Source organism: Bradyrhizobium betae, from assembly GCF_008932115.1.
Taxonomy (GTDB): domain Bacteria; phylum Pseudomonadota; class Alphaproteobacteria; order Rhizobiales; family Xanthobacteraceae; genus Bradyrhizobium; species Bradyrhizobium betae.
In genome coordinates this window covers 5,359,461-5,378,665 of sequence record NZ_CP044543.1, presented here as the reverse complement: position 1 = coordinate 5,378,665, position 19,205 = coordinate 5,359,461, and the positions used below count along the sequence as shown (strand labels likewise).

Genomic DNA, 19,205 nt, shown 5'->3' with positions numbered 1-19,205 from the left:
CCAAGCCCGCATGAGGTCGCGTAGCATCAAATCCGGGGATGGTTGCTGGGCGGCGCAAAGCCGAGCCTCGCCGCACGAGCCGAGGCTGACATTGATCGTCATGTCGCCACAGGCCTTCTAACCGCGCGGATCAACATTGCCCCCGGCGTTGCCGAGCCGCACGATCAGAAACTACTGGTCGTACTTACGGATGTCACATGCAGCAGCGAGCAGCAGCCCTACGCGGTCGCCTTTGCCCAAATCCGTTCGAACTCCGCTTTTGATATGACCTCCGGCTCGAATTCGGGATCGGCGGCGATCTTCTCAAAGGACGGCAATGGCTCCATGCTCAGACCCGTCTCCTTGAATTCGACTTCAGGATCAGCATACAACATCCTTCCGTCGGGGAATATCTCGACCTTACGAAGCTCCCAACGGTCGTGATCTAACTCGCTGTAGATAAGCACTGGTTGATTGGGATACGCATGAATCCATTTTACCTTAAGATAGGTCATCTGTAAGGCACCTTTCCATGGCTGAGAATTCTGTTGTTCAAATCCAGAGGTACCTCGTTTGGGATAACATGAACACCGGGCCGGCCTTCAATGACGTTCAGACCGGCCGGGTCAATTTCGAGGTAGTGACTGAATTTATCCACTTGGTGGGGATTGTTTACGAGGGCTTTCGAAAGTTCCTTTGCACTCGTAGCACCCGGTTCAATATCGGTTAGGTACTGACCGTTTCCATACCGGACATCGCGTGGTCTTAAAGCCTTCAGAGAAGGATTAAGCTTTTGCTCGTTCAGGATAGCATTTAGACCTGCCTCATCGGTGTAGTGATAGAGGGTCCGGCCCGCTCGGACACCTTCCGTCGCGGCGGGCGCGACAGTCTCGACGGCGCGTACTCCCGCTCCCAACCTCGTACTGGCGCCCAGAGTGGCAGCTCCAAGTACGGCGTCTACGAGCGCCTCTGCCCCGTAAAGTGTAGCAGCACTATAATTCCCGGCTCGGAACTGCTGTTGGGCTAAACTAGAATGGTAGGCGCCAGGCACCATAGCATTGACCGTGCCCTGCAATAAGCCCTTCGCAAATGGCGAACTGTCGCCACTCGCAGACCGGGGTGCGGTAGTCGGGTCGTTGAAACCACTCTTTGGATTGCCGCCGGCAGTGCTGCCGCTCACTCCGACGGAGACGTTGCCGGGTGCCTGGGCAGTGACGGCGGACTGACCGGCTCGCGCGGCATTCTGTTGCGGCTGGAGTTGCGGCGCTGGTTGAGGCAGAGTCTGTGGCTGTTCAAACTGCGCCTGCTGAACTCTGCCGCTATCACTGAATGGATCGTGGTCGACTGGAACGAGAGCGACATTCTCAAAGTCCGGCTGATGCTCGACCGGCACCAGAGAATAATCAGCCATGATGAACGACCAGCAGGTGCTTTCCGGGGCGGTTCGGGTCCGGCAGATAGTGGTGGCCGTCTTTCGCCATGCGCGCGCCCGGCGGATACGAACGCTGCACTTTCCCCGATTCGATTGCCGCCTTCAGATGCGTCTCGAGCACCGTCATCTTGGCGTCGAGCGCGGCTTTGATCTTGGCGAGTTCGATCTCCCCCTGCGTCTTGACCTGGAGATGGATCGCGTCGGCCTGCGCCTTCTCACGTTCGATCTGCACTCTGTGCGCGGCGGCAAGTTGGTCGGCCTGAACGCGCGCTTGGAGCGCCAGCAATTTCGGATCTGGCGGCGGCTGCGGCGGGGCCGGCGGCGGATGCAGGAGCTGCCCGGTCTGGGGATTGACGGCCATGGGATCGTTGAAGAACTGGTCGGGGTTGCGGTGCCCCATGATCCGCGTCAGCTCGGCCGCGGTGTTGTAGAGCTGGCGGTCGCCGACGAGGTTGACCTTGCCGCCGGCGAGCAGCTCCTTCTGCACATTGGCGATTGCCATGGTCTGGGCGAACTGCTGCGCCTTGCCGCCGGCGCCGAGGCCGACATTGATGGTCATGTCGTCTCGCGTCTTCCAGTTGCGCGGATTGACGTCGACCCAGGCGTTGCGCAGCCGCACCGTCTCCTCGCGCTGGCCATGCTTGCGGATCGTGCCGTGCAGCAACGCGAAGATGTCGCGGACGCCTTCGGCCATGATGCGCGCGATCAGCTTGATGCGCATCTGCGAGGCCGAGAACACCTGTGCCACTGCGGTCGCCGACTGGTTCTGCAACGCATTGGCGTCGATGCCCTGCGTCTGCTTGCCGAGACCGGTGCGGATCTCGAGTTCGGCGTCGATATACTGCAGCATCGGGTAGATCGATGTGGTGATGTCGGGCACCACCTGCCAGTTCAGCCCGCCTGCCGTCTTGGTGCGGACCACGCCGCCCGGACGCGACACCAGCAGATCGTCCAGGGTATTCGGCCCGGCATTCTGTTCGGCGACTTCGACGCGCGGATTGTTGTGCAGATAGAGATTGTCGAGCGCCCCGCGCTTCAGCGCTGTCTTCTCGCGCTGCAACGGCATGACGAGATCGGCGATCGAGCGACCGAAGAAACGATGGGTCACCGGCACCGGCGTGGTCGCCGCAAACGGCATCTCGTCGTAAGGCGTGATGCAGTCCCTGCCGTCCTTGCGCAGGATCTCGGCCTGGTCGCCACCGGTGATCACCTGGTAAAGGCACGGACGTCCCGAGCCCTCAAAATCCATCCGCACATAGTGCTCGGTGATCCGCACGAGCCGCGCCGCCGAATTGGCGCTGCCGCCGCCGGCGGTCGCAGACAGATGCTCCTCCACCGTGTCGCGCGCCAGCGTCTCGATCTCGGTCGTGCCGGTGTGCGGCAGCAAGGCCCTGATCTGGCCGGCATCAAAGCCTTCCGCGATCAACTGCGCCTCGGTCTTGGTGACGACCTCGTGGAAGCAGTAGTTGCAGTCTCGGATGCTGCGCGCACCGCGCTCGATACCGAATTCTTCCGGCGGCACGCCCATCACCCGAGCCTGCGCGCGCTTGCGCGTGGTGACGATCGTGACGTCGTGCGTGACGAGAGACCCCATCGGCGCAGACGGCGCCGGGGCTAGCAAGGGAACGGGCATGTTTGATTGAGCTTTCAGTTCGGTAGGCGAGCGCTCGAAGCGGTCGCGAAAAATCGCGCTAGTAGGCGTTGTTGCGCATGTAGTCCTGGATCATGCCGAGCAGTCCGCCGGGCTGTTGGTTCTCTGGCGCCCGTTGCCGATCTTTCAAGCCAGCAAGCGTGGTCGACGCCCTCCAATCACTCATCCCGCCGCCGAGCGAATGCCGATCGTTCATGCTCAAGTTTCTCACCGGCGCAGCAGTTATCGAGCCGATCGTCCCCATGCTGGACGTCAGTGTCCGGACTAGCGGGGAAACCTCATCGATCGGTCCCATTGCTGGAGGCGCGAAGAACATTCTCAGGCGTTCAGCAATCTGTTCTGGGGTCCACGTGTATGTGGCAGCCAGGCCAGGGCGCGCTGGCCCGATCTCTAAAGAGGACACTCTGCTCTTCGAAAGCTCAGGCCTTCCATTCGCGTCCGGGATGGATACGTTCAAGGTCGGGACGAATGGAAACAGATTACCACTCGCGCCATAGCCGAGAGTGTCCTCCGACCGCATCCCGGCCTTCAGGAACGACAACCCCAGCCCCCCTCCTCCGAACCCCACGCTACCTGTCACGGTAAGCGGCGGAGACGTCGGCGAACCGGGATTCCAGTAGTACGAGCCACCAATTCCAAAAGGGCCAACCGGCAGAGAGATTGAAACTCCATCGGCTCGAAGATTTCCATTCTCGTTGACGGACATGGCAAGGATTCCTCACTCGTAATTTTGCTTGCCTCCCATTGCGGCCCATCACGCGAACGAGCTAAGGTTGCAGGCAAACGATCGGGATCGTCGGGCGGCGAAACATGAATTGGCTGCAAATCGGCTTTGTATTGTTCTGGGTCGCGGGCCTTGCCTTTCTATTTGCCCGCGCCCTGAACTACAGCCGTCTCGTCCTCAACAATATCGCGCCGGGCGAGACCTGCTGGGAGCCCTCCGACTTTCGGCTGTTCTTCAGCTTCAGGCGCTTTCGCTTCTTCGGCAACTACGTCGAACCGTCGCATCTGACGGACATCGGTAGGGAATATCAGAAGCGCGTTCGCGAGACCGACATCATCGCCTGTTTCTGGACGCTCGGCGGCCTTGTGGCTCTGGCGATCCTCTTCTCATGAAAAAATGCATTTCGCGCAGCGATCCTCAAGTGATCGAAGAAGCTCTGCCCGATCGCAACTCGATGAAGATCGCCATCTTTAGCGTATGCGACTCTGGAAACCGCCCCGAGATCAGGGTTTTAGTCCCCCGCCATCACACTCTTGACCGCTACACAGCCTTTGGCGGTGCTTGAAGCAGTTTCACGATCCAGGTGTTTTGCACCATGACCTTCCCTGTGGTTGTTCTCGTCGTGATCTGGATTTTGGGCCTTCTGTTCATTGCAGGCCTGTATCTCAATGACGTTCGAGTTGTGCTCAACAACATATCTCCGGGCGCAGAGCTGTCGATGCTGCCTGTGCGTCCGACTTTGGCGAACAAGGCTGCGGCTATTGTATCGCTCGCATCACTCGAAGCTTTGATTCTCACCGTCTTATCGTCGACGATTGGTCGCGTCCTGAAGTTAAATCATGCGGCTTCGGTTGAAGCGGCTCAAGATCCGGACGGCCATCGTCATGACCTTGCCTCTGACCATCCTCGCCGCGATCTGGATTGGCGCTCTTCTTTTCAGCGCAGGGCTGCATCTCAACGACTTCCGCATCGTGCTCAACAATCTGGCCCTAGGGGCGCCGATGTCGATGCTGCCTGCACGCCCAGGCTGGATGCACGAGACAGCGGCTATCGTGTCGCTCGCATCATTTGAAGCCCTGCTTCTTGCCGCTGCATCACTGACGAGACCGGCTCAGAACTAAGCGATGAAGTACAAGATCACAGCGAGTGCAAAAAAAGACGTGATCAGTCCAACTGAGTTCGATTCAAGTCGCCCACTTCCGTGGCAATTTCGGGTGTTGCTACTGCCTTACAATCTATGATATCTACAGAACATAGCAAGAACAAAATACAGAACGTTCAATTCGATGTCAATCCGAGAAGCGCCTTGCGCGGCCGTCAGAATTGTCGCGCATGTAGTCCTGGAGCATCCCAAGCAGTCCGCCTGCCTGCGGCGCCGGTTTCAATGGATCCATGCCGGGCACAGCGGAGATCATCGTGGGAACGCCGCCCGTCCTTGCTTTCGAAGCCGGGGAATACTGAAGCGGAGATGCGCCGGTATCGAATACGCTCGAACGGTTCGCACTCTGCCGCGGCGCATCAGCCGCAATCGCTGGCATTGCCGGGACGATCGCACCTGCGGCGTCAACGGTCCAGTTCTCGGGGTGCGTGAGGATGTCGTTGATGAGCAGACCTTGAAGATAGGCACCGTGCGCAGCCCAACCTCCTGCGAGATTCCCCGCGGGTGCCAGTGCCAACGCGCCCGCAGTTGCTCCGTACGGACCACCAACAGCCTCTCCGCCAGTTATTCCCGCCGCAGTCCCGAGGATGCCGCCCCAGGTCTTCCCCGCTCCGACGAGACCATCATGAAGAATATCGCCGCGAGAGGGTGGGTCATATTGCGAAAGCCTGTTCGACAGCGCCCCTTTTCCGAACATTGCCGTCAGCCGAAGCAGCAAATTATCGACAGCCATTTCATTGTACCCATGTTACGATTACAGACAGAACATCAGCGAGATTGAAGATGCCGCCACCTCCGGGATCAGTAAGTGGAGGCTGCCTGAGAACTGCCCTCGTACACGCCCTGCTACTCGGCTTTTTCGGGGTCTTGTGGGTCGCCATTCTCGGCCCCGAGGTGCTTGGACCGTTATTTCTCGCTTACGTGGCGGGGCTTTCGGGCCTCGCATTCCTCCGAGTCTTCGGACGCGTCGAGAAAAAGTAGCGACCGACCGCATCTGGATGTGATGTCGCGCCCACCCAGCGTTGGGCCATCGACGTGTCATTCAGGCGGCGAGGTGCCACCCAGCGTTTGCGCTCACGTTGCGACCTGCCATACAAGACTGCCTGTGGTCAGGACGCGGTTTGCGACGTCTCTCTCCGATCTTTCATGTCATGCACCGTATGAGCGACGATCTTCATGGCGCCGTTCGATTCCGCGACATCCTGGGCGAGCAGCGCGAACTGGTCGTCGGTGAGATCGTAGTAGGTCTCGCGGCTCTCCTCTTCCCGCTCCTCCCACCAGACCTTGACGATCCCGGCCTTCGACAGCAGCGCGTCCTTGACGAAGGAATAAAGCACCATGAAGCCGCCGTTCTGCTGCATGAAGACGTGGTTGACGTAATCCGTTTCCTGCTGCGCGGCCGCTACGTCCTCCGGACCGACCGGCTCGAAGCGCACCACCTCGTCGGAGCCGGCGAAGATGTCCATCAACGACGGCATCAGGCCTTCGATGGTGTCGGCGACGTCGGTCGACACCGCGCGCGAGCGGCCGTCCTGCGCCGGCATGTCCTTGCGCATGTCGCCGAGATAATAGTCCATCGCGTCGGCCCGCTCCTCGGCCAGCCGCGCCGCCGACATCGCGGCCAGCGCGTTGGCTTTCTCGGAGGCGAGCATCGCCTTCACTTCGGAGACTGGCATCTTTGGCATGAGTGCCCTTTCAGTTGGCAATGCTGGTCGGTAGTTGACGATGCGCGACGGGGCGAAAGTGGTGCTGCCGCCGCAGGTCGCCGGAGCCCGCACTCGAACCCTCGTCAGCGACCCGCCGTAGGCACCCGAGTCAGACGACGGATATCCCCGAGGAGCGCAGGGGCAGATGCTTGCGGAGCCGGCCCATAATCGATTTCACCCGGAACGGGTGCGGCGCCGGTCCGGGACACGGTCCAATTTCCGAAGCGATCGGCAAAGGATGGACCGCTCACGACTGAACGCCCCGGCGAGTTGCCCTCCATCGACAGTGTATACCTTGTCGAAACAGAGATCCGGGTGCAGCAGGCGGCCTCACGTCCTTACGCTCCGGTTACGCGCTCCTCAAAGTTGCACCGGGAGAAGCGCGCGATCGCGTTCCCCGAGTGCGTCAGTCGAATGTGAAGAACCAACTCGTCAGCAGAACCACCACCGTGATGATGACGAGGCCAATCAATCCGGCGGCAGTGCCTTCGACCTCAATCCGGCCAACGTCGTCTCTCCGATAACCCATCCAATTGAACGGTCGGGAGGACGACGTCAGCGGCTCGACATAGATCTTGCCAAACGACACGACGGGCAGCACGGCGCGCGCGACCGTGCGTCCGATGAACTCGATGAAAATGTAATATAGCCAGCCGATGCAGACTGAAACGACGTCATCCATGTGCAGCTCTTCCATTCACGCCGGATACAGGCGGCACCGGAAAATCAAGAGATGGCATGAAGCAAGGTGCCCGCGGTAAGCACCATCAGAAGGCATATCCCAAACCCGATCCAGCCCGCAGCGCCTTGCCGCAGTTCAATTCTTCCATCGGCATCCCGACGATACCACGGCCATCGCAACGGCTGCGGAGTTGCAACGAATGGTTCGACATGGATCCGGCCGAATGAAAGGACTGGCAAGGCAGCTCGCGCTATCGAATATCCAATCAGGTCGATCAGTATTCCAAACGCTGACATTGCTAGACTCACGCGCGGTAGAGATTGCATCTCCTAGAACATAACAAGAACATCGTCAACCCCAGATTTTATTGCAAAGCGCCGCTCAAACCCATCCCTGCTCGGCATAGCGGATCGGCCGGTTGAACGCGGCCGCGCTGCCTGGCTGCTCGTAGCAGATCGCCATCAATCCCAGCGCGTCCGCGGCATGGCTCGACCAGTCGTGCTCGGGACCAAGGCCGATGTTGCGCGTCTCGTCCTTGCGCTCGTGATAGAAGCCGAGCGCCTCGCGGCCGGGCTCCGTCGTGTCCGCGTTGAACCAGAGCTGAGGCCCGAGCCGCCGCAGCGCCTCGATCCGCATCATAGCCGCGCCCGGCCCCTGGTTCTTCACCGGAGGTTCGACCGTGAATCCGGCCTCGCGCAGATGATCCTCACAACGCTTGCCGGTGATGTTGTTGGCGGCGATGCCGTCATGCGGCAGATGGAGAATGGCACGGTCATAGCCGCGCGAGCGCAGCCAGTTGACGTGAAACGCCAGCACCTGGCCGACGCTCTCGTAGTAGTCCAGAACGCGAATTTCGCTGCCGACCCATTGCACGATCCAGATCGTGAACGCATCCGCCGCAGCACCCGCGCCGCCGATGTCGATGAAGGCGCGCAGCGGCAGCAGCGGATCCGCGGCGACTTTTCCGATCCGCCCCTGCACACGCGCCTCCGACAGCAGCGCGGCGAAATAGGCGCCCTCGAAGGCGCGCGCATAGTCGCCTTCCCAGATGTGATCGTAACGCTCCGGATAGAGCTTATGATCGAGCAACCGCTCCTCCTCCAGCACCTCGGGAAACCAGGGATTGTCGCGCCAGTTCGCCTTCACGACGAGCGCCCCGTCCGGCCGGCGCGCGCGCAGAAAATCGTCGATCGCGTCGCTCTTGCGGCGCGGATTCCAGCTCGCCCACAGTTCGGAGTCCTTGGCGCGGATCGTCGGTCGCAGGAGCGCGAGGCTGCGTGCGCTCAAGGATTGCGCCTCGTCGATCCAGGCGATGCGGAATCCCTCCAGTGACTTGATCGAGTCGGCCGTGTGATCTTGCAGCCCCCGGAAGATGATCAGCCCGTCGCCGGGCGTCTCGATCTTGTCGCTGAACAGCTTGAAGCCGTGGCCGAGACCGAGGCTCGCGATCTTGCCTTCGATCAGCCGCTTGGACGATTGCGCGAGCGTACGCTGCGCCTCGCGGATGCAGACCGCGAGCGTGCCGCGCTCGGCCTGGCAGGTCTCGACCAGGAGTTCGCCGAAGAAGTGCGACTTACCAGAGCCGCGCCCGCCGTAGACGCCCTTGTAGCGCGCGGGCTCGAGCAGCGGCTCGAAGATCTTGGCGGTTGGGATTTTCAGGATCGACAATGGATGCGCTCGCTCGCCTCAGGGCAGGCCGGTGCGCCTTCGCCACATCGCGGACCAGTCTTCGTTGTCAGGAGTGCCGGGTTGTCCCTGCTGGGTTTGGCTCAGGTCACGGGAGGCAGCGCTTTCAGAGAAATCGATACCTCGATGCGGATTGGATGAACCACGGGGCCGGTTCGTCGTCTCCCCATATCCACTCGTAACATGGGGCTCGATCGGGCTGGCCGCACCTCAGGCATCGTGTCCCACGTCACCACCGCTCGTCTCTCCTGGTCGCACGATGATGCGTTCGATCCGGTGAATCAATTCCAGCACGCCGTCTTCGCCGTTCTCGACAGGCTGCGTTGCCTTGCCCCAGCCGCGATCCAGGATGGCGTTCGCCGCTGCGAGGCGCGCGGCCGGTGTCGCGTCATCGCTGCGCATGATGCCGGCGAGGACGCGGATGGCTGTCCTGGTGTGGCTGCGCGCGACGGATCTTATCTCGGTCAGCGTCCGCGCCTTTGACGTCCCTTTGGACGCCGCGCTGGTCGTCGTCCGTCGCGCGGGCAAACGGACGGGCTCCTGCACGCATTCGCCTTCGATCTCGTCGCTCAAGCAAACATCTCCCACAGCACGATTGCAACCAGGCCCGCGAGCGCGAGCGATATCAGATAGGCGGTCATCGTCTCTCCCACGAAAAAAGCAAATACGCGGCAGATCGCGCGGCGAGGCGCGATCGTTTCGGGCGCGAACCCTATCTCCGTGATTCCGGAGACCGCAGCGGCGCGAGCAACGGACTCAGCGCCGCGGGCCGGCACGTTCGCGCGTGCACGGCCAGCAATGGTTCGGACGGCGGCGCGCCGATCGGCGCTCCATGAACGCGTTTCAACGAGGCGTGGCCGCAATGCGCGCCCGCCGTCCGATCTCGAATGGACATGAAAAAAACCCGCGGCGGCTGCGACCCGCGCGGGCGTTACGAACTTTTCGATGATGCCACTATGCCAGTGTTTTGCCCGACGGGTCAACTTCTATTTCGCTTTTTACGAACTTTCCGGCGCTGCGTTCGGCCAAAGGCCCATCACCGGCAAGCAGACCAGCAACCAGCCGAACGAATGATCGAGACGAAAAAGCCCGCGGCCAATTCCTCGGCGCGGGCTGAACGAACTCTTCGATGATGCCACTATGCCAGTGTTTTGCCCGACGTGTCAAACTCTGTGTCGAGCAGGATCGTTCGTCACTGACGACATCGTAGTGTGCCGACGATCACGCAGGCGACGAACGAATTGCCTTAGCTTCGCTTCCGATCACGGCATCGACCGTGCGCAACGCGTCTCTTCAGAAGGACACGCGGCAGGAATTCATCGATGCGCCTCCCTCGACTCTTGCTCTCGCTCCTGATCACGATCACGATCAGCCCGGCTGTCGCCGCGGAGACCGCGGCGCCGGATTTCTCCGGCGCCTGGAAGCGCGACTGCGCGAAGACCTATGGCCTGAAGATCTGGCGAAACGACGACTACCAGTTCTCGGTCGCCTTCTGCGGCCCTGGCGGTTGCGGCAGCCCGGCGTTGATGGCTCACACGCCGATCGCTGGCGATCCGAAATTCAAGGTCGTGTCGGACTCCGAGATCGGCCTGCGCCGCGTGGACGTCGCCGACGCCTGGCTGATCTACCACCGCTGCTCGCGCGATCCGGACTCGTGGATCGAGGAGAGCAAAGCCAAAGGCCTTCGCGAAGCCAGCTCCGACCCGACGCCGAAATGAAAACGCCCGCTGCGGATTGGACCGCGCGGGCTGACCGGATTTTCGATGATGCCATTCTGCCAGTGTTTTGCCCGACGTGTCAACGAAGCCGCGCTAGCTGTCCGGTAAACATCAGGAGCGTGGAGAGACTCGGCTCAAAATCCGAATGCTCGCGGGATTGGCACGTGTCGGTTCGTCAACTGTGGCGACCGCCCGCGGCGTTCCCGTCCCGGGTTTATACGCAAATGCTTCCTGCATCCATCGCGGCCAGGCAATCGACTGCTGCTCAGGCTTTGCTGACGATGCGGTCACAGGCTTTGCGACGATTGTTCGTGTCAAAACACTCATCGCAATTCCTCCTCTTGCCGCGAGATCGATTGTGATGTCTGCGAGAGATCGGATATCTCGATCTGATTGACGCCTGCCGATGGATTGTCCGGGTGCACGATCACGCGTTCGATCCGATGCAGCAATTCCATTGGGCCGTGATCGGTCGCCAACGGCTGCACCGGCCGGCCCCAGCCCCGATCGAGAATGGCGTTTGCGGCGGCCACTCGCGCAAAGGCGTTTGCGGTCTCTCTCAGCATGATGGCTGAAAGCACGTTGATTGCGCTCTCCGTTCTGCTCCGCGCCAAGTCCTGAATTGCGAGGAGTGTTGGAGCCCTGAAATTTTCGCTGTTCGGTTGCTCCGCAACTGGCTGATAAAATCGCATCTCTCTCTTTAGGTTTGCCATTTCCAAATCCCTTCCAGATATGCATTTGCGTCTTAAGTATAGAGAAGCCCGCAGCGGGTTACTCCGAGCGGGCCAAACCGAACTTTTCGATGGTGGTGTTTTGTCAGTTTTGCTCGATGTCAAAAACAACAATGCCCGAGCTATGTGAAATCAACCTGGAGACCGGTATAGGACCAGAAGCGGTCGTTAGACGGTCGAGCCCAGGGTATCTGCTATGGGCCAACAGCGGAATTTTGAGCGGGGCGCGGTAAGAGAGGGCATGGCTGCCCTTGTTCCTAACTCCGCGGGGGAAAACTACCGGTCGTCCTCAGGCAAAGCAGCGAAGGCGAAGTAAACGAGACCGGCAACTCCAACCACCAGTAGCGGAATGGTTACCAACGACCACATGGCAACTAATTGTCCTTCCGAGCGGGCTTTTCAGACTGCTGTTTCTGCAAAAGCTCTTCGACAAGCGTCACGACAGCGCGACGCGTGCCCTGGCTCTTGATTTCCTTGAATGCACTGACCAAGCGAAGCAGGTCACGGTCGTCGCTATCGGTTTTAGCCATTTGCAATTTCGATGCCCACAAAGGCCGCAGCAGAGTTCTGCCGCGCGGTCGGTGTGATCAAAAGAACCGGGTCAAAAAGATCGTCCTTCAATAACTTTCGCGGGAATGCTCTAGCCGGCTCACAAGCCAAGCAATTATCTTCGGGGCGTCGCCCGGCGTCGTGACCGCCGCACGAATCTCTTCAATCAACCTGATTCGTTCAGCCAATTCGTGACGCGCAACGTCGCGTTCGGCTTTCAGAGTGCTGATCCGTTTCTCAAGGTCGTCCATCATCGCCACGTCACTCAGGCGTCCCTGTAGGTAGTCCTATTCACTTACGTGGATCTGACGGATTAGGCACCATGCAGACGGCAATTGGTCAAAGCTCCGTGACGGAAACTATCAACTCGAAGCGACGATTTTGAAACTGCTGTCGATCTTTTGCTTTGCGGCGACAGCCGCAAGGCGCGCCGTTTCCGACCGCGTCTCCTATGGGGCAATCGCACCGGTCGCGCTAACGGGCCGGCTTCCGGTCTACCCTAAACAAACCGACGTTCTCAGTTTGGCAACGAACGTCCGATCCGGGCCACAAGCCGGCGTTCACTCGTCATGGCTGTTTTCATCGATGGACGACGACGGAAAGTAATTCGAAAAGTGCTTGTTTGAACGCTTGGGTTTATGCGGCGGCGTTACGGCGATGACGAAAAGCACATCAATCAGCAGCCACATTCCGAGGATGATCAAGATGGTCCGCATGGGGTACCGGGGGGAGTGAGTGCTGCTAGTGCATGCATTTAAGCCCGTGGATGCAGACCATTTGGTGTCTTCGGATTGGCATTTGCAGGTACTTTCCCTGACGCAAGACTGACATCAGTTACCTGATTACCGAAAACTGACTTTTTACTACCTCAGAGAGAGCAGTCCGCTCATCTCGGGACTATGGGCGGTAGAGTCCGATTCGGGCCAACGGGTGGACTTCGCGCGGGCGCTTCGAAAATTCAGGTAAGGGTCATTCGAGACGGTGTAGCCCGGCTCGGCCAAGGTCCGGCCTACCCTTAGGTTCGGATTTAATGGCGCGCCGACGAACCGACGCGATGGCCAGTAGGCGACATTGAAAAATTGAAGAAGACCACCAACTGAGGTGGCCTTTCCATGAAACCGAAGATTTCATCCCTCTATCGGGACCGCTAAACGGGCGATTAGAGCAGCGATTTGATCGACAATATCTGACCGGATTCCGCTGAATGTGACTGCCATCGCTCGTAGTATTACCTACCGGCGCGTAAGTTCCGTGTAATTCTCGGAATCTAATTTTGAGTCATGATTCTTATGATGAGCCGCGCGGACGGACGGCCGACTGTACGGCGATGTACAACTGCACGGTATCAACATCGCGATACTCTACACGACTTATTGCGCGCTCCCGACCATCCCCCGGTTTGGTCCAACATATCTGCTCCACCGTGGACGGAGAGTTCTTCAAGATGAAGTGGATACCTTGGTTGTCTGCGATCCTGTTCGCCATAACAACTGCGCCGGCACAGTCTGCCTCGGCAACGGGCGAATGGCTGGTCGCCGACAAGAGTGCACGAATAGCGATCCATGCATGCGGTCATCGCCTTCGCGGGACCATTGCGTGGGAGCGCGTACACGGACTTGACGACCAGAATCCGGACCTGTCGAAGCGCCATCGTACGACATTGGGGTTGCCGATTCTGATCGGCATGCAATCGACCGGCCTAGATACGTGGGCCGGACGCATCTACAACGCGGACAATGGAAAGACGTACGCGGCCAAGGTGAAATTGCTGTCGCCGACAAGCCTGTTCGTCGAGGGGTGCGTCATGGGAATCCTGTGCGGGGGCGAGACCTGGACCAAGGTCAGGGAGCATGCCGAGGACTGTCCCGCATCCCCGCCGACGCCGCCTGCACCGAAGCAGTAAAGGGTCCGATGTCCGGGTTGGGTCAAAATGCGAAGAACTCAGGTTGAGCAAATCTGGTCTGCTCTGCCACGATGAGCGGACCTCCGTCAGACGCGCTGCAACTTCGCAGATGGGCCAATAGCAGACTAGCTGACCCCAAGAAGTTTCATTCCCCTCGCCGAAGAGCCTTCCAAGCCAAAAGCGCTGCTGCGAAAAATGATATCGCGCAAAAGCCAACAGTTCCCAAGGCTCGGGCATTCGGACGTGGCTCGTTAATCCACACAAGCGCGGCCAAACAGAGAAGCGCAGGGACGGCGCAAGCTTGCGTAGCGATGTATTGCTTCCGTAGCGCCGGCGGAGCACGACGGCTCCAGATGAAAGCATCAACCTCGAACCTACGAGAAAAGGTGTCCAGCGGCTCATTGGGATGTGACTTGGCCAACTCCGTCATCACGTTCATGAAGCCCCATCCGGCAATGCCGACGAGTGCAACAGCGAGCATGCACAAAAGAAATGACATCCAGCCCCCCATAACATCTGCACCGTGGCCCGAATAGTCCGCTTCGGGTCAGAACCTGACTTCAAGCACGGACTACCAAAACGTCTGCTGAATCCCAAACAGGTGACATCAAGCGCTCGGACAAAATGAAAACCCGCCTCGGATGTCTCCGTGCGGGCTGAACCAACTGTCTTCGATTGTGGCATTCTGCCAGTGTTTTGCCCGACGTGTCAACTTTAGCTGCCGCAACCCAAGCGTCGATAGCAACCAGGTCGCGCCGATTGCATTATACGCCTATGGCAGACAACAGAGATATTCGCAGCGGCGCTTACGACCCCGTCAGCAAGGACGGTTTGCCGCAACCCGACCAGGTCAAGGATAAGTCGACCCCTCATGAGAAGGGTCAATGGGGCGCGGACGTCAGGGCCGACGGGTTACCGGGCACGGAGCCCGTTTTGCCTGATGGGCTCCGAAAGCCGCGCACGAGCCCGCTGAATCCCCGGACTGGTCGCCGAAAGGCGGATTAGCAAACGTCACCAGCTGGAACCAATCGGCGGATGCTCGTTTGAATCCGGGTTCTGTGTGTGTGGAGTTGCTTATGCGTCGGTCTCGGTGGGTCCCCTCTCTGGTGCCAAGTGACGAACCCAGCGTCTATCTTGTTGCGGAGGATTTCGGTCGATCAGGCCGGGCTTGGCGCGAGGCCGATCTTGAAACCACGGACCTCGAAACCGTCATTCACGATCTGATCGCCGGAGAATATCGCAGGCCGATCAAGGTTATCGCCTTCAACACCTCTGAACGTTGGTCCGAAGACGTCTCCGAGGATGTGGCGCACGAATCCAGCGTCGCTGTAACCTGCAACTGAGCGATGTGCCCTCGCATCTCCAGGAATTCGTCGATCGCTACGCTGCCCAGGATTTGCGACAGTTCAGCTTGCGCTTGGTTTGAGCCCAAGCATCGGACTTACGCGCACTCCCTCAATTGGACGCAGGAAGTAGATCGCGCCTTCGCGAGCGTGGGAACCGTTTGTCACAGCAGATGTTTATCGTTTTTGAGAGGGTGATCCTGCAATGACGCACCTGGTCCTTGTAGTAGATGACGACCCCAGCGTACTCGGGGTCGTCGCCGGAATGCTGGAAGAACTCGGATGCGAGGTCATCTCTGCCGGGAGTGGATCGGAAGCTCTCGAACAACTCCGGCTGCATGAGCGCATTTCTATTCTAATCACTGACATCAACATGCCCGGTATGGACGGCCACGAACTCGCCGAGTTGGCGAAGCGCCGACGACCTGAGCTGAAAATCCTGCAGCTATCCGGTCGTGAGCGTCGCCGTGACGGTTATCCAATGATCCGGAAGCCATTCGACCTCGACGATCTCGCGCAAAAGATGCGGCAAACCACCGGTGTTTGCTAGGGGCGCCACGATGACGGATGGCGCTACTTGTCTCGTCAGACTAAAAAACGGCCCCGGCGCGGGGCGGGGTACTTCGCGCGGGGCCGCCATTTCAGCCGGCTAATCGGCGGGATCGCCGGCACACATCAACTGACGCCGGGAACGGACGTTCCTAACTCTTCTTTTTTGCGCGGCCCAATCGGCTCTCGATCTTCTTCCGGCTGTTGCCAACCTTCTTCACGGTCTTTTTAACGGCCGAGGCTGAGCGACGTGTCTTCTTGGCCTCGTAGCTGACTTCGTATTTCTGACCGCCCGCAACGCGCGCGCGATCCTGCTTACGTCCCCGAGCTGTTTGCTTCTTTGCTTTGGTAGCCATCTTGAATCTCCTCTTTGCATCTCTGAAACGCAAGATGATTCAATCTGTTCCTTTCTCCACTCGACGCACCGGATTCGCTGGAACGAATGTGACTACGGAGTCCAATGCTATCAGTTGTTCACACCCACGACCGGCAGTAGCTGAGCGCGCGACCCGCCCACTAGGAATCGATAATTTGCCAACGCGTTTGCACGTCGCTTTATGAGCGCATGGGGACCAAATCACGAGAAATCATCTGGGGCGGCCGGATCATGGGCGCAGAGATTCATGCCAAGCACTCCCGCGAAGAAGCCAAGAAGGCCGTTTGCGAGGCCGATCGTGCCGAAGCAATGGCCTGGTCGGTCCGCATGGAGGGGTACGGGGGTCCGTCACAGCCGTCTCCAACCATCGGCCAATGCCTGAACGGTGGCATGGGCTGGCTCGAGGTCGAGTGCAACAGGTGCAAGACGCGCGCAAGCCTGCCGCTCGATGCGATCCGCCGCCCGCGCGATACGCCGATCTGGAAGCTGGAAGCTTCCCTCAAATGTCGATCATGCCGCAAAGGTCGCTATGCGCCGCCGGTCCACATGATCAAGCTCACCGAGGCGCAGAGCATCACGCGATACAAGTGGGTTCATCCGAGCGAAGAGCGTTAGGATCGACAAGGCCTCAGAACTTCAAACAGGCGGGCTATGTGCAATCTCTATTCGATCACGACCAATCAGGCAGCCATCGCGGAGCTCTCCGCGCGGGCCGACCGACTTATTTCGATGATGCCATTATGCAGGTGTTTTGCCCGACGAGTCAACAGGACTTCACATATTCCGAAGTTACCGACATGCCGGCGGCCCAGCCTGACATGAAGCCCCGCCAGCGCGGACGCCAACACCCATAGGTGGCCCTTTTCGGCGATGGCACTTCCGCATCGTCGGCGCGACTGGTGGCACGGCCCGCGCGGCTCAAGATGAAGCCGCAAGGTTAACTTCGCACCTCACTCCTCCTTCAGCTTGCCCTCGATATACGCATCCACCGTCTCGGCGAACGACCGCAAAACCGTGCTGGTCGAGCGCATCGCGCTGGAGCACGCGCAGGCCGCGTCCGCCGGCGCTGACTGGCGCCGTGTTGAGATATTGATCGATCGCGCCCTTGGCGAGCGGGATGGCTTGGGATCGCCCCTGGCGATCAGCAGCCGCAGCAGGCTCTGGCACCAGCGTCTCAACACTGACCAAAAGTCCATGGAATGCTGGTCGCCCCAGATCGGGACGGTCCGGCGCGCAGCGGCTCGTGTGAAAACGATCGCCTCGATGTGAGGCGCTAATTCGCAGCTATGATGCAATCAAACTGACAGGCGCGACCTAGATGGGAAGCTTCAATACGTCTCTGAAGCCGATGCCCGCAAGACCGGCTTCCTTGCAGGCATTCTTGAGAACGTCATCGCAGATGACGGTAGCCTCCATGTAAGCCATTCTGAAGACGTGTGCGCTTGCTATCACCTCGTCCCTGAAGACGAGTCTGGCTCCGCCCTTGATCACAACGCTGTAGTATTTCTTGTCGAAATCCCGGTAATTCGGATCATCACGAATGCCAACGAGCAAGCGTGACTGCGATTCGTCCACCGCATCCAGGACACGAACGACATCGCACAGCCAGTAGCCCGGCCCCTCGTACTGTCCCTTCGCCAGCCTGATGTCGCAAGCCACAAAGGCAAATCCGGCTAGATCGACGCTCTCAAAAACTGCCTTTGTCCGATCGGAGACCAGCCAGTAGTGATGATACATCTCCAGATCCCGTGGAGCACGATCTCTCGTCCCGCCAAACACGAAACGCGGCGGCTCGGGGTAATTCGGAAACCCACGTCGGGGAAACGGGTCGAGCACTCCGGTATCCGGGGCAAGCACATGACGATTTTCCAACACCATCGCCGGCGGCCCGCCACGATAGTTGAAGTCTATAACGTAGAATTTGCGCTTGATCTCCCTGGGTCGCTTCTCAATCGGCCTTGACCTGTCGTCGCTCATTCTTCGATCCCTACCGACATGCATCCATGAGATGAACGGCTTCATCAATATTCGATCAAGATGCCGAATCCGCGGTGCAGAACAGTACGGACAAGCCCGCAAATCGCTCGGACGTTCGATAGCGCGCCGTGATGCGCTCGTGCTCGTCTCCGCCGAAGGTGTCTCCGTCTTTGACGACAGCCCCGTGCTCGACCAGATAGACGGCCAGGCCAGCCACCTTGTCGATCATCCCCCGAAGCGTAAGTTTGCCGGTCTCGAATTCAATCTCGCGCCCGGCAAATGCCGACAGCCCCATCGTCACTGCTCCGATGCCGGCCTCCGAACGGAACGGCAGAATGTCGACCCAGAGAGTGAAGGGATAGTTGGGGAAAGGGGCAAACGACTGTCTCGACATCTCCATCCACAGCTTGGCGGGGCGCGCGACCTTGGTATCCCATACGACCGCACAAGATTCCGGCATGGCGGCAATCAACGCTCCGATGACGGCGGTCGTCAGACGAGCGGCCGGCAACGGCTCCAGGTGCTGTCCAGGCACCGTCACGATCAGATGCCCCCTGTGCCGCGCAGCCACCGCCTTGCCTTCCAGCCACGTGGCGGCCGCGCGAGACCATAGGCCGGGATCCTGCGGAATGGGCGCTGGCATCGACATCACGGCAACCAACTCGCCGCCACAGCGGATGAGTGGCGCACTCGCAGAAGTCTGGCGAAGGTCCGTCGTCTCAAGGCCCCCTTCCAACTCTGCCGCCAGTTCAGGATGCCTCGCGCGAAGCGCTTCGACGACCAGCAACATGTCCGGAGTCGTCGGCCTCTCCAACAGGACAAGTGAAAGGAGGGAATTACTCATCGGCCGCCCTTTCAATCCACTCAACTTCGCTCACTGGTTGAACGGTCGCATTTTGAACAAAACAGGAACATAGTCAATGGGACTTAAGCCTTGAGCTATACCCAAGCAAGCAAGCCCGGGCCGTTCCCGGTCCCAGACAACGTCCAGGCGACTAACCCACTGAGCAGACTTCGAACTCCCGATGCCATAAAAAAAC

Annotated in this window: 26 protein-coding genes; 8 read left to right on the top strand and 18 right to left on the bottom strand. The window is 59.5% G+C overall.

Annotation, left to right across the window (positions count from 1 at the left end; all coding sequences use genetic code 11):
* Positions 1 to 218: 218 nt before the first annotated feature.
* Genes F8237_RS25835 through F8237_RS25820 form a run of 4 tightly spaced genes read right to left on the bottom strand, consistent with a single transcriptional unit; the run spans position 219 to position 3,768 of the window.
* Positions 219 to 494 (bottom strand): DUF6881 domain-containing protein, encoded by a 276-nt coding sequence (locus F8237_RS25835; RefSeq protein WP_151649059.1) that lies wholly within the window; start codon positions 492 to 494, stop codon positions 219 to 221.
* Positions 491 to 1,390 (bottom strand): HYD1 signature containing ADP-ribosyltransferase family protein, encoded by a 900-nt coding sequence (locus tag F8237_RS36690; RefSeq protein WP_201280153.1) that lies wholly within the window; start codon positions 1,388 to 1,390, stop codon positions 491 to 493. The genes F8237_RS25835 and F8237_RS36690 overlap by 4 nt, the downstream gene beginning before the upstream one ends.
* Positions 1,383 to 3,044, bottom strand: coding sequence for a portal protein (locus tag F8237_RS25825; RefSeq protein ID WP_420837972.1), 1,662 nt, complete (start codon positions 3,042 to 3,044; stop codon positions 1,383 to 1,385). Before F8237_RS25825 ends, F8237_RS36690 begins: the two co-directional genes overlap by 8 nt.
* 58 nt (positions 3,045 to 3,102) lie before the next feature.
* Positions 3,103 to 3,768 (bottom strand): hypothetical protein, encoded by a 666-nt coding sequence (locus F8237_RS25820; RefSeq protein ID WP_151649058.1) that lies wholly within the window; start codon positions 3,766 to 3,768, stop codon positions 3,103 to 3,105.
* A gap of 104 nt (positions 3,769 to 3,872) precedes the next feature.
* Between F8237_RS25820 and F8237_RS25815 the strand changes: the two genes are divergently transcribed.
* Positions 3,873 to 4,178: a hypothetical protein gene (locus F8237_RS25815; protein WP_151649057.1), complete on the top strand. Its 306-nt coding sequence runs from the start codon at positions 3,873 to 3,875 to the stop codon at positions 4,176 to 4,178.
* Positions 4,179 to 4,381: 203 nt separating this feature from the next.
* Positions 4,382 to 4,858 (top strand): hypothetical protein, encoded by a 477-nt coding sequence (locus F8237_RS25810; RefSeq protein WP_151649056.1) that lies wholly within the window; start codon positions 4,382 to 4,384, stop codon positions 4,856 to 4,858.
* A gap of 217 nt (positions 4,859 to 5,075) precedes the next feature.
* Here the strand turns inward: F8237_RS25810 and F8237_RS25805 are convergent, their stop codons facing one another.
* From F8237_RS25805 to F8237_RS25795, 3 genes are all read right to left on the bottom strand, one after another.
* Positions 5,076 to 5,678, bottom strand: a complete 603-nt coding sequence (locus tag F8237_RS25805; protein WP_151649055.1) for a hypothetical protein — start codon at positions 5,676 to 5,678, stop codon at positions 5,076 to 5,078.
* A 376-nt stretch (positions 5,679 to 6,054) separates the two neighbouring features.
* Positions 6,055 to 6,630 (bottom strand): portal protein, encoded by a 576-nt coding sequence (locus tag F8237_RS25800; RefSeq protein WP_151649054.1) that lies wholly within the window; start codon positions 6,628 to 6,630, stop codon positions 6,055 to 6,057.
* A gap of 427 nt (positions 6,631 to 7,057) precedes the next feature.
* Positions 7,058 to 7,333: a hypothetical protein gene (locus tag F8237_RS25795; protein WP_151649053.1), complete on the bottom strand. Its 276-nt coding sequence runs from the start codon at positions 7,331 to 7,333 to the stop codon at positions 7,058 to 7,060.
* Between the two features lie 56 nt (positions 7,334 to 7,389).
* Between F8237_RS25795 and F8237_RS35985 the strand changes: the two genes are divergently transcribed.
* A complete protein-coding gene (locus F8237_RS35985; protein ID WP_154696374.1) occupies positions 7,390 to 7,560 on the top strand; it encodes a hypothetical protein in 171 nt (56 codons plus the stop codon).
* Between the two features lie 154 nt (positions 7,561 to 7,714).
* Here F8237_RS35985 and F8237_RS25790 read toward each other — a convergent pair whose 3' ends face one another.
* The 3 genes from F8237_RS25790 to F8237_RS25780 all read right to left on the bottom strand — a co-directional run bounded on the left by F8237_RS25790 (position 7,715) and on the right by F8237_RS25780 (position 10,002).
* On the bottom strand, positions 7,715 to 9,001 hold the full coding sequence (locus tag F8237_RS25790; protein WP_151649052.1) for a PBSX family phage terminase large subunit: 1,287 nt from the start codon (positions 8,999 to 9,001) through the stop codon (positions 7,715 to 7,717).
* A 228-nt stretch (positions 9,002 to 9,229) separates the two neighbouring features.
* A complete protein-coding gene (locus F8237_RS25785) occupies positions 9,230 to 9,592 on the bottom strand; it encodes a hypothetical protein (protein WP_151649051.1) in 363 nt (120 codons plus the stop codon).
* A complete protein-coding gene (locus F8237_RS25780) occupies positions 9,589 to 10,002 on the bottom strand; it encodes a hypothetical protein (protein WP_151649050.1) in 414 nt (137 codons plus the stop codon). The genes F8237_RS25785 and F8237_RS25780 overlap by 4 nt, the downstream gene beginning before the upstream one ends.
* A 339-nt stretch (positions 10,003 to 10,341) precedes the next feature.
* Here F8237_RS25780 and F8237_RS25775 point away from each other — a divergent pair, with 339 nt between their 5' ends.
* Positions 10,342 to 10,737, top strand: a complete 396-nt coding sequence (locus tag F8237_RS25775) for a hypothetical protein (protein ID WP_151649049.1) — start codon at positions 10,342 to 10,344, stop codon at positions 10,735 to 10,737.
* Positions 10,738 to 11,060: 323 nt separating this feature from the next.
* Here F8237_RS25775 and F8237_RS25770 read toward each other — a convergent pair whose 3' ends face one another.
* From F8237_RS25770 to F8237_RS35975, 4 genes are all read right to left on the bottom strand, one after another.
* Positions 11,061 to 11,450 (bottom strand): hypothetical protein, encoded by a 390-nt coding sequence (locus F8237_RS25770; protein WP_244625969.1) that lies wholly within the window; start codon positions 11,448 to 11,450, stop codon positions 11,061 to 11,063.
* A 392-nt stretch (positions 11,451 to 11,842) separates the two neighbouring features.
* The gene (locus tag F8237_RS35980) at positions 11,843 to 11,998 is read right to left on the bottom strand and encodes a hypothetical protein (RefSeq protein ID WP_154696373.1); all 156 of its coding nucleotides are present in this window, start codon (positions 11,996 to 11,998) and stop codon (positions 11,843 to 11,845) included.
* Between the two features lie 87 nt (positions 11,999 to 12,085).
* On the bottom strand, positions 12,086 to 12,271 hold the full coding sequence (locus tag F8237_RS25765) for a hypothetical protein (protein WP_151649048.1): 186 nt from the start codon (positions 12,269 to 12,271) through the stop codon (positions 12,086 to 12,088).
* 306 nt (positions 12,272 to 12,577) lie between these two features.
* Positions 12,578 to 12,721 carry a hypothetical protein gene (locus F8237_RS35975; protein ID WP_154696372.1) on the bottom strand — a complete coding sequence of 48 codons (144 nt, stop codon included), beginning with the start codon at positions 12,719 to 12,721 and terminating at the stop codon, positions 12,578 to 12,580.
* Positions 12,722 to 13,479: 758 nt separating this feature from the next.
* Between F8237_RS35975 and F8237_RS25760 the strand changes: the two genes are divergently transcribed.
* The 3 genes from F8237_RS25760 to F8237_RS25745 all read left to right on the top strand — a co-directional run bounded on the left by F8237_RS25760 (position 13,480) and on the right by F8237_RS25745 (position 15,813).
* A complete protein-coding gene (locus F8237_RS25760) occupies positions 13,480 to 13,920 on the top strand; it encodes a DUF2147 domain-containing protein (protein WP_162006217.1) in 441 nt (146 codons plus the stop codon).
* A gap of 1,106 nt (positions 13,921 to 15,026) precedes the next feature.
* Positions 15,027 to 15,263 (top strand): hypothetical protein, encoded by a 237-nt coding sequence (locus F8237_RS25750; RefSeq protein WP_244625968.1) that lies wholly within the window; start codon positions 15,027 to 15,029, stop codon positions 15,261 to 15,263.
* A gap of 205 nt (positions 15,264 to 15,468) precedes the next feature.
* Positions 15,469 to 15,813, top strand: a complete 345-nt coding sequence (locus tag F8237_RS25745; RefSeq protein WP_151649045.1) for a response regulator — start codon at positions 15,469 to 15,471, stop codon at positions 15,811 to 15,813.
* 151 nt (positions 15,814 to 15,964) lie between these two features.
* Here the strand turns inward: F8237_RS25745 and F8237_RS25740 are convergent, their stop codons facing one another.
* Complete coding sequence (locus tag F8237_RS25740; protein WP_143840992.1) at positions 15,965 to 16,168, bottom strand: DUF3606 domain-containing protein; 204 nt, start codon at positions 16,166 to 16,168, stop codon at positions 15,965 to 15,967.
* Positions 16,169 to 16,419: 251 nt separating this feature from the next.
* On the opposite strand from F8237_RS25740, the gene F8237_RS25735 reads away from it, so the two are divergent.
* Positions 16,420 to 16,803: a hypothetical protein gene (locus F8237_RS25735; protein WP_162006216.1), complete on the top strand. Its 384-nt coding sequence runs from the start codon at positions 16,420 to 16,422 to the stop codon at positions 16,801 to 16,803.
* Between the two features lie 335 nt (positions 16,804 to 17,138).
* On the opposite strand, the gene F8237_RS36750 is transcribed toward F8237_RS25735, so the two are convergent.
* The 3 genes from F8237_RS36750 to F8237_RS25720 all read right to left on the bottom strand — a co-directional run bounded on the left by F8237_RS36750 (position 17,139) and on the right by F8237_RS25720 (position 18,955).
* A complete protein-coding gene (locus F8237_RS36750) occupies positions 17,139 to 17,384 on the bottom strand; it encodes a hypothetical protein (RefSeq protein ID WP_244625967.1) in 246 nt (81 codons plus the stop codon).
* 118 nt (positions 17,385 to 17,502) lie between these two features.
* A complete protein-coding gene (locus F8237_RS25725) occupies positions 17,503 to 18,165 on the bottom strand; it encodes an imm11 family protein (RefSeq protein WP_162006215.1) in 663 nt (220 codons plus the stop codon).
* Positions 18,166 to 18,220: 55 nt separating this feature from the next.
* A complete protein-coding gene (locus F8237_RS25720; RefSeq protein WP_244625966.1) occupies positions 18,221 to 18,955 on the bottom strand; it encodes a DUF4261 domain-containing protein in 735 nt (244 codons plus the stop codon).
* Between the last annotated feature and the right edge of the window lie 250 nt (positions 18,956 to 19,205).

Bases quoted from the DNA above. Each gene is read 5' to 3' on its own strand.
- F8237_RS25795 (WP_151649053.1), bottom strand. From the start codon at position 7,333: ATGGATGACGTCGTTTCAGTCTGCATCGGCTGGCTATATTACATTTTC.
- F8237_RS25825 (WP_420837972.1), bottom strand. From the start codon at position 3,044: ATGCCCGTTCCCTTGCTAGCCCCGGCGCCGTCTGCGCCGATGGGGTCT.
- F8237_RS25805 (WP_151649055.1), bottom strand. From the start codon at position 5,678: ATGGCTGTCGATAATTTGCTGCTTCGGCTGACGGCAATGTTCGGAAAA.
- F8237_RS25745 (WP_151649045.1), top strand. From the start codon at position 15,469: ATGACGCACCTGGTCCTTGTAGTAGATGACGACCCCAGCGTACTCGGG.
- F8237_RS25720 (WP_244625966.1), bottom strand. From the start codon at position 18,955: ATGTTGCTGGTCGTCGAAGCGCTTCGCGCGAGGCATCCTGAACTGGCG.
- F8237_RS25775 (WP_151649049.1), top strand. From the start codon at position 10,342: ATGCGCCTCCCTCGACTCTTGCTCTCGCTCCTGATCACGATCACGATC.
- F8237_RS25740 (WP_143840992.1), bottom strand. From the start codon at position 16,168: ATGGCTACCAAAGCAAAGAAGCAAACAGCTCGGGGACGTAAGCAGGAT.
- F8237_RS25835 (WP_151649059.1), bottom strand. From the start codon at position 494: ATGACCTATCTTAAGGTAAAATGGATTCATGCGTATCCCAATCAACCA.
- F8237_RS36690 (WP_201280153.1), bottom strand. From the start codon at position 1,390: ATGGCTGATTATTCTCTGGTGCCGGTCGAGCATCAGCCGGACTTTGAG.
- F8237_RS25810 (WP_151649056.1), top strand. From the start codon at position 4,382: ATGACCTTCCCTGTGGTTGTTCTCGTCGTGATCTGGATTTTGGGCCTT.
- F8237_RS25770 (WP_244625969.1), bottom strand. From the start codon at position 11,450: ATGGCAAACCTAAAGAGAGAGATGCGATTTTATCAGCCAGTTGCGGAG.
- F8237_RS35980 (WP_154696373.1), bottom strand. From the start codon at position 11,998: ATGGCTAAAACCGATAGCGACGACCGTGACCTGCTTCGCTTGGTCAGT.
- F8237_RS36750 (WP_244625967.1), bottom strand. From the start codon at position 17,384: ATGGACTTTTGGTCAGTGTTGAGACGCTGGTGCCAGAGCCTGCTGCGG.
- F8237_RS25725 (WP_162006215.1), bottom strand. From the start codon at position 18,165: ATGAGCGACGACAGGTCAAGGCCGATTGAGAAGCGACCCAGGGAGATC.
- F8237_RS25765 (WP_151649048.1), bottom strand. From the start codon at position 12,271: ATGATGGACGACCTTGAGAAACGGATCAGCACTCTGAAAGCCGAACGC.
- F8237_RS25735 (WP_162006216.1), top strand. From the start codon at position 16,420: ATGGGCGCAGAGATTCATGCCAAGCACTCCCGCGAAGAAGCCAAGAAG.
- F8237_RS25820 (WP_151649058.1), bottom strand. From the start codon at position 3,768: ATGTCCGTCAACGAGAATGGAAATCTTCGAGCCGATGGAGTTTCAATC.
- F8237_RS35985 (WP_154696374.1), top strand. From the start codon at position 7,390: ATGAAGCAAGGTGCCCGCGGTAAGCACCATCAGAAGGCATATCCCAAA.
- F8237_RS25800 (WP_151649054.1), bottom strand. From the start codon at position 6,630: ATGCCAAAGATGCCAGTCTCCGAAGTGAAGGCGATGCTCGCCTCCGAG.
- F8237_RS25815 (WP_151649057.1), top strand. From the start codon at position 3,873: ATGAATTGGCTGCAAATCGGCTTTGTATTGTTCTGGGTCGCGGGCCTT.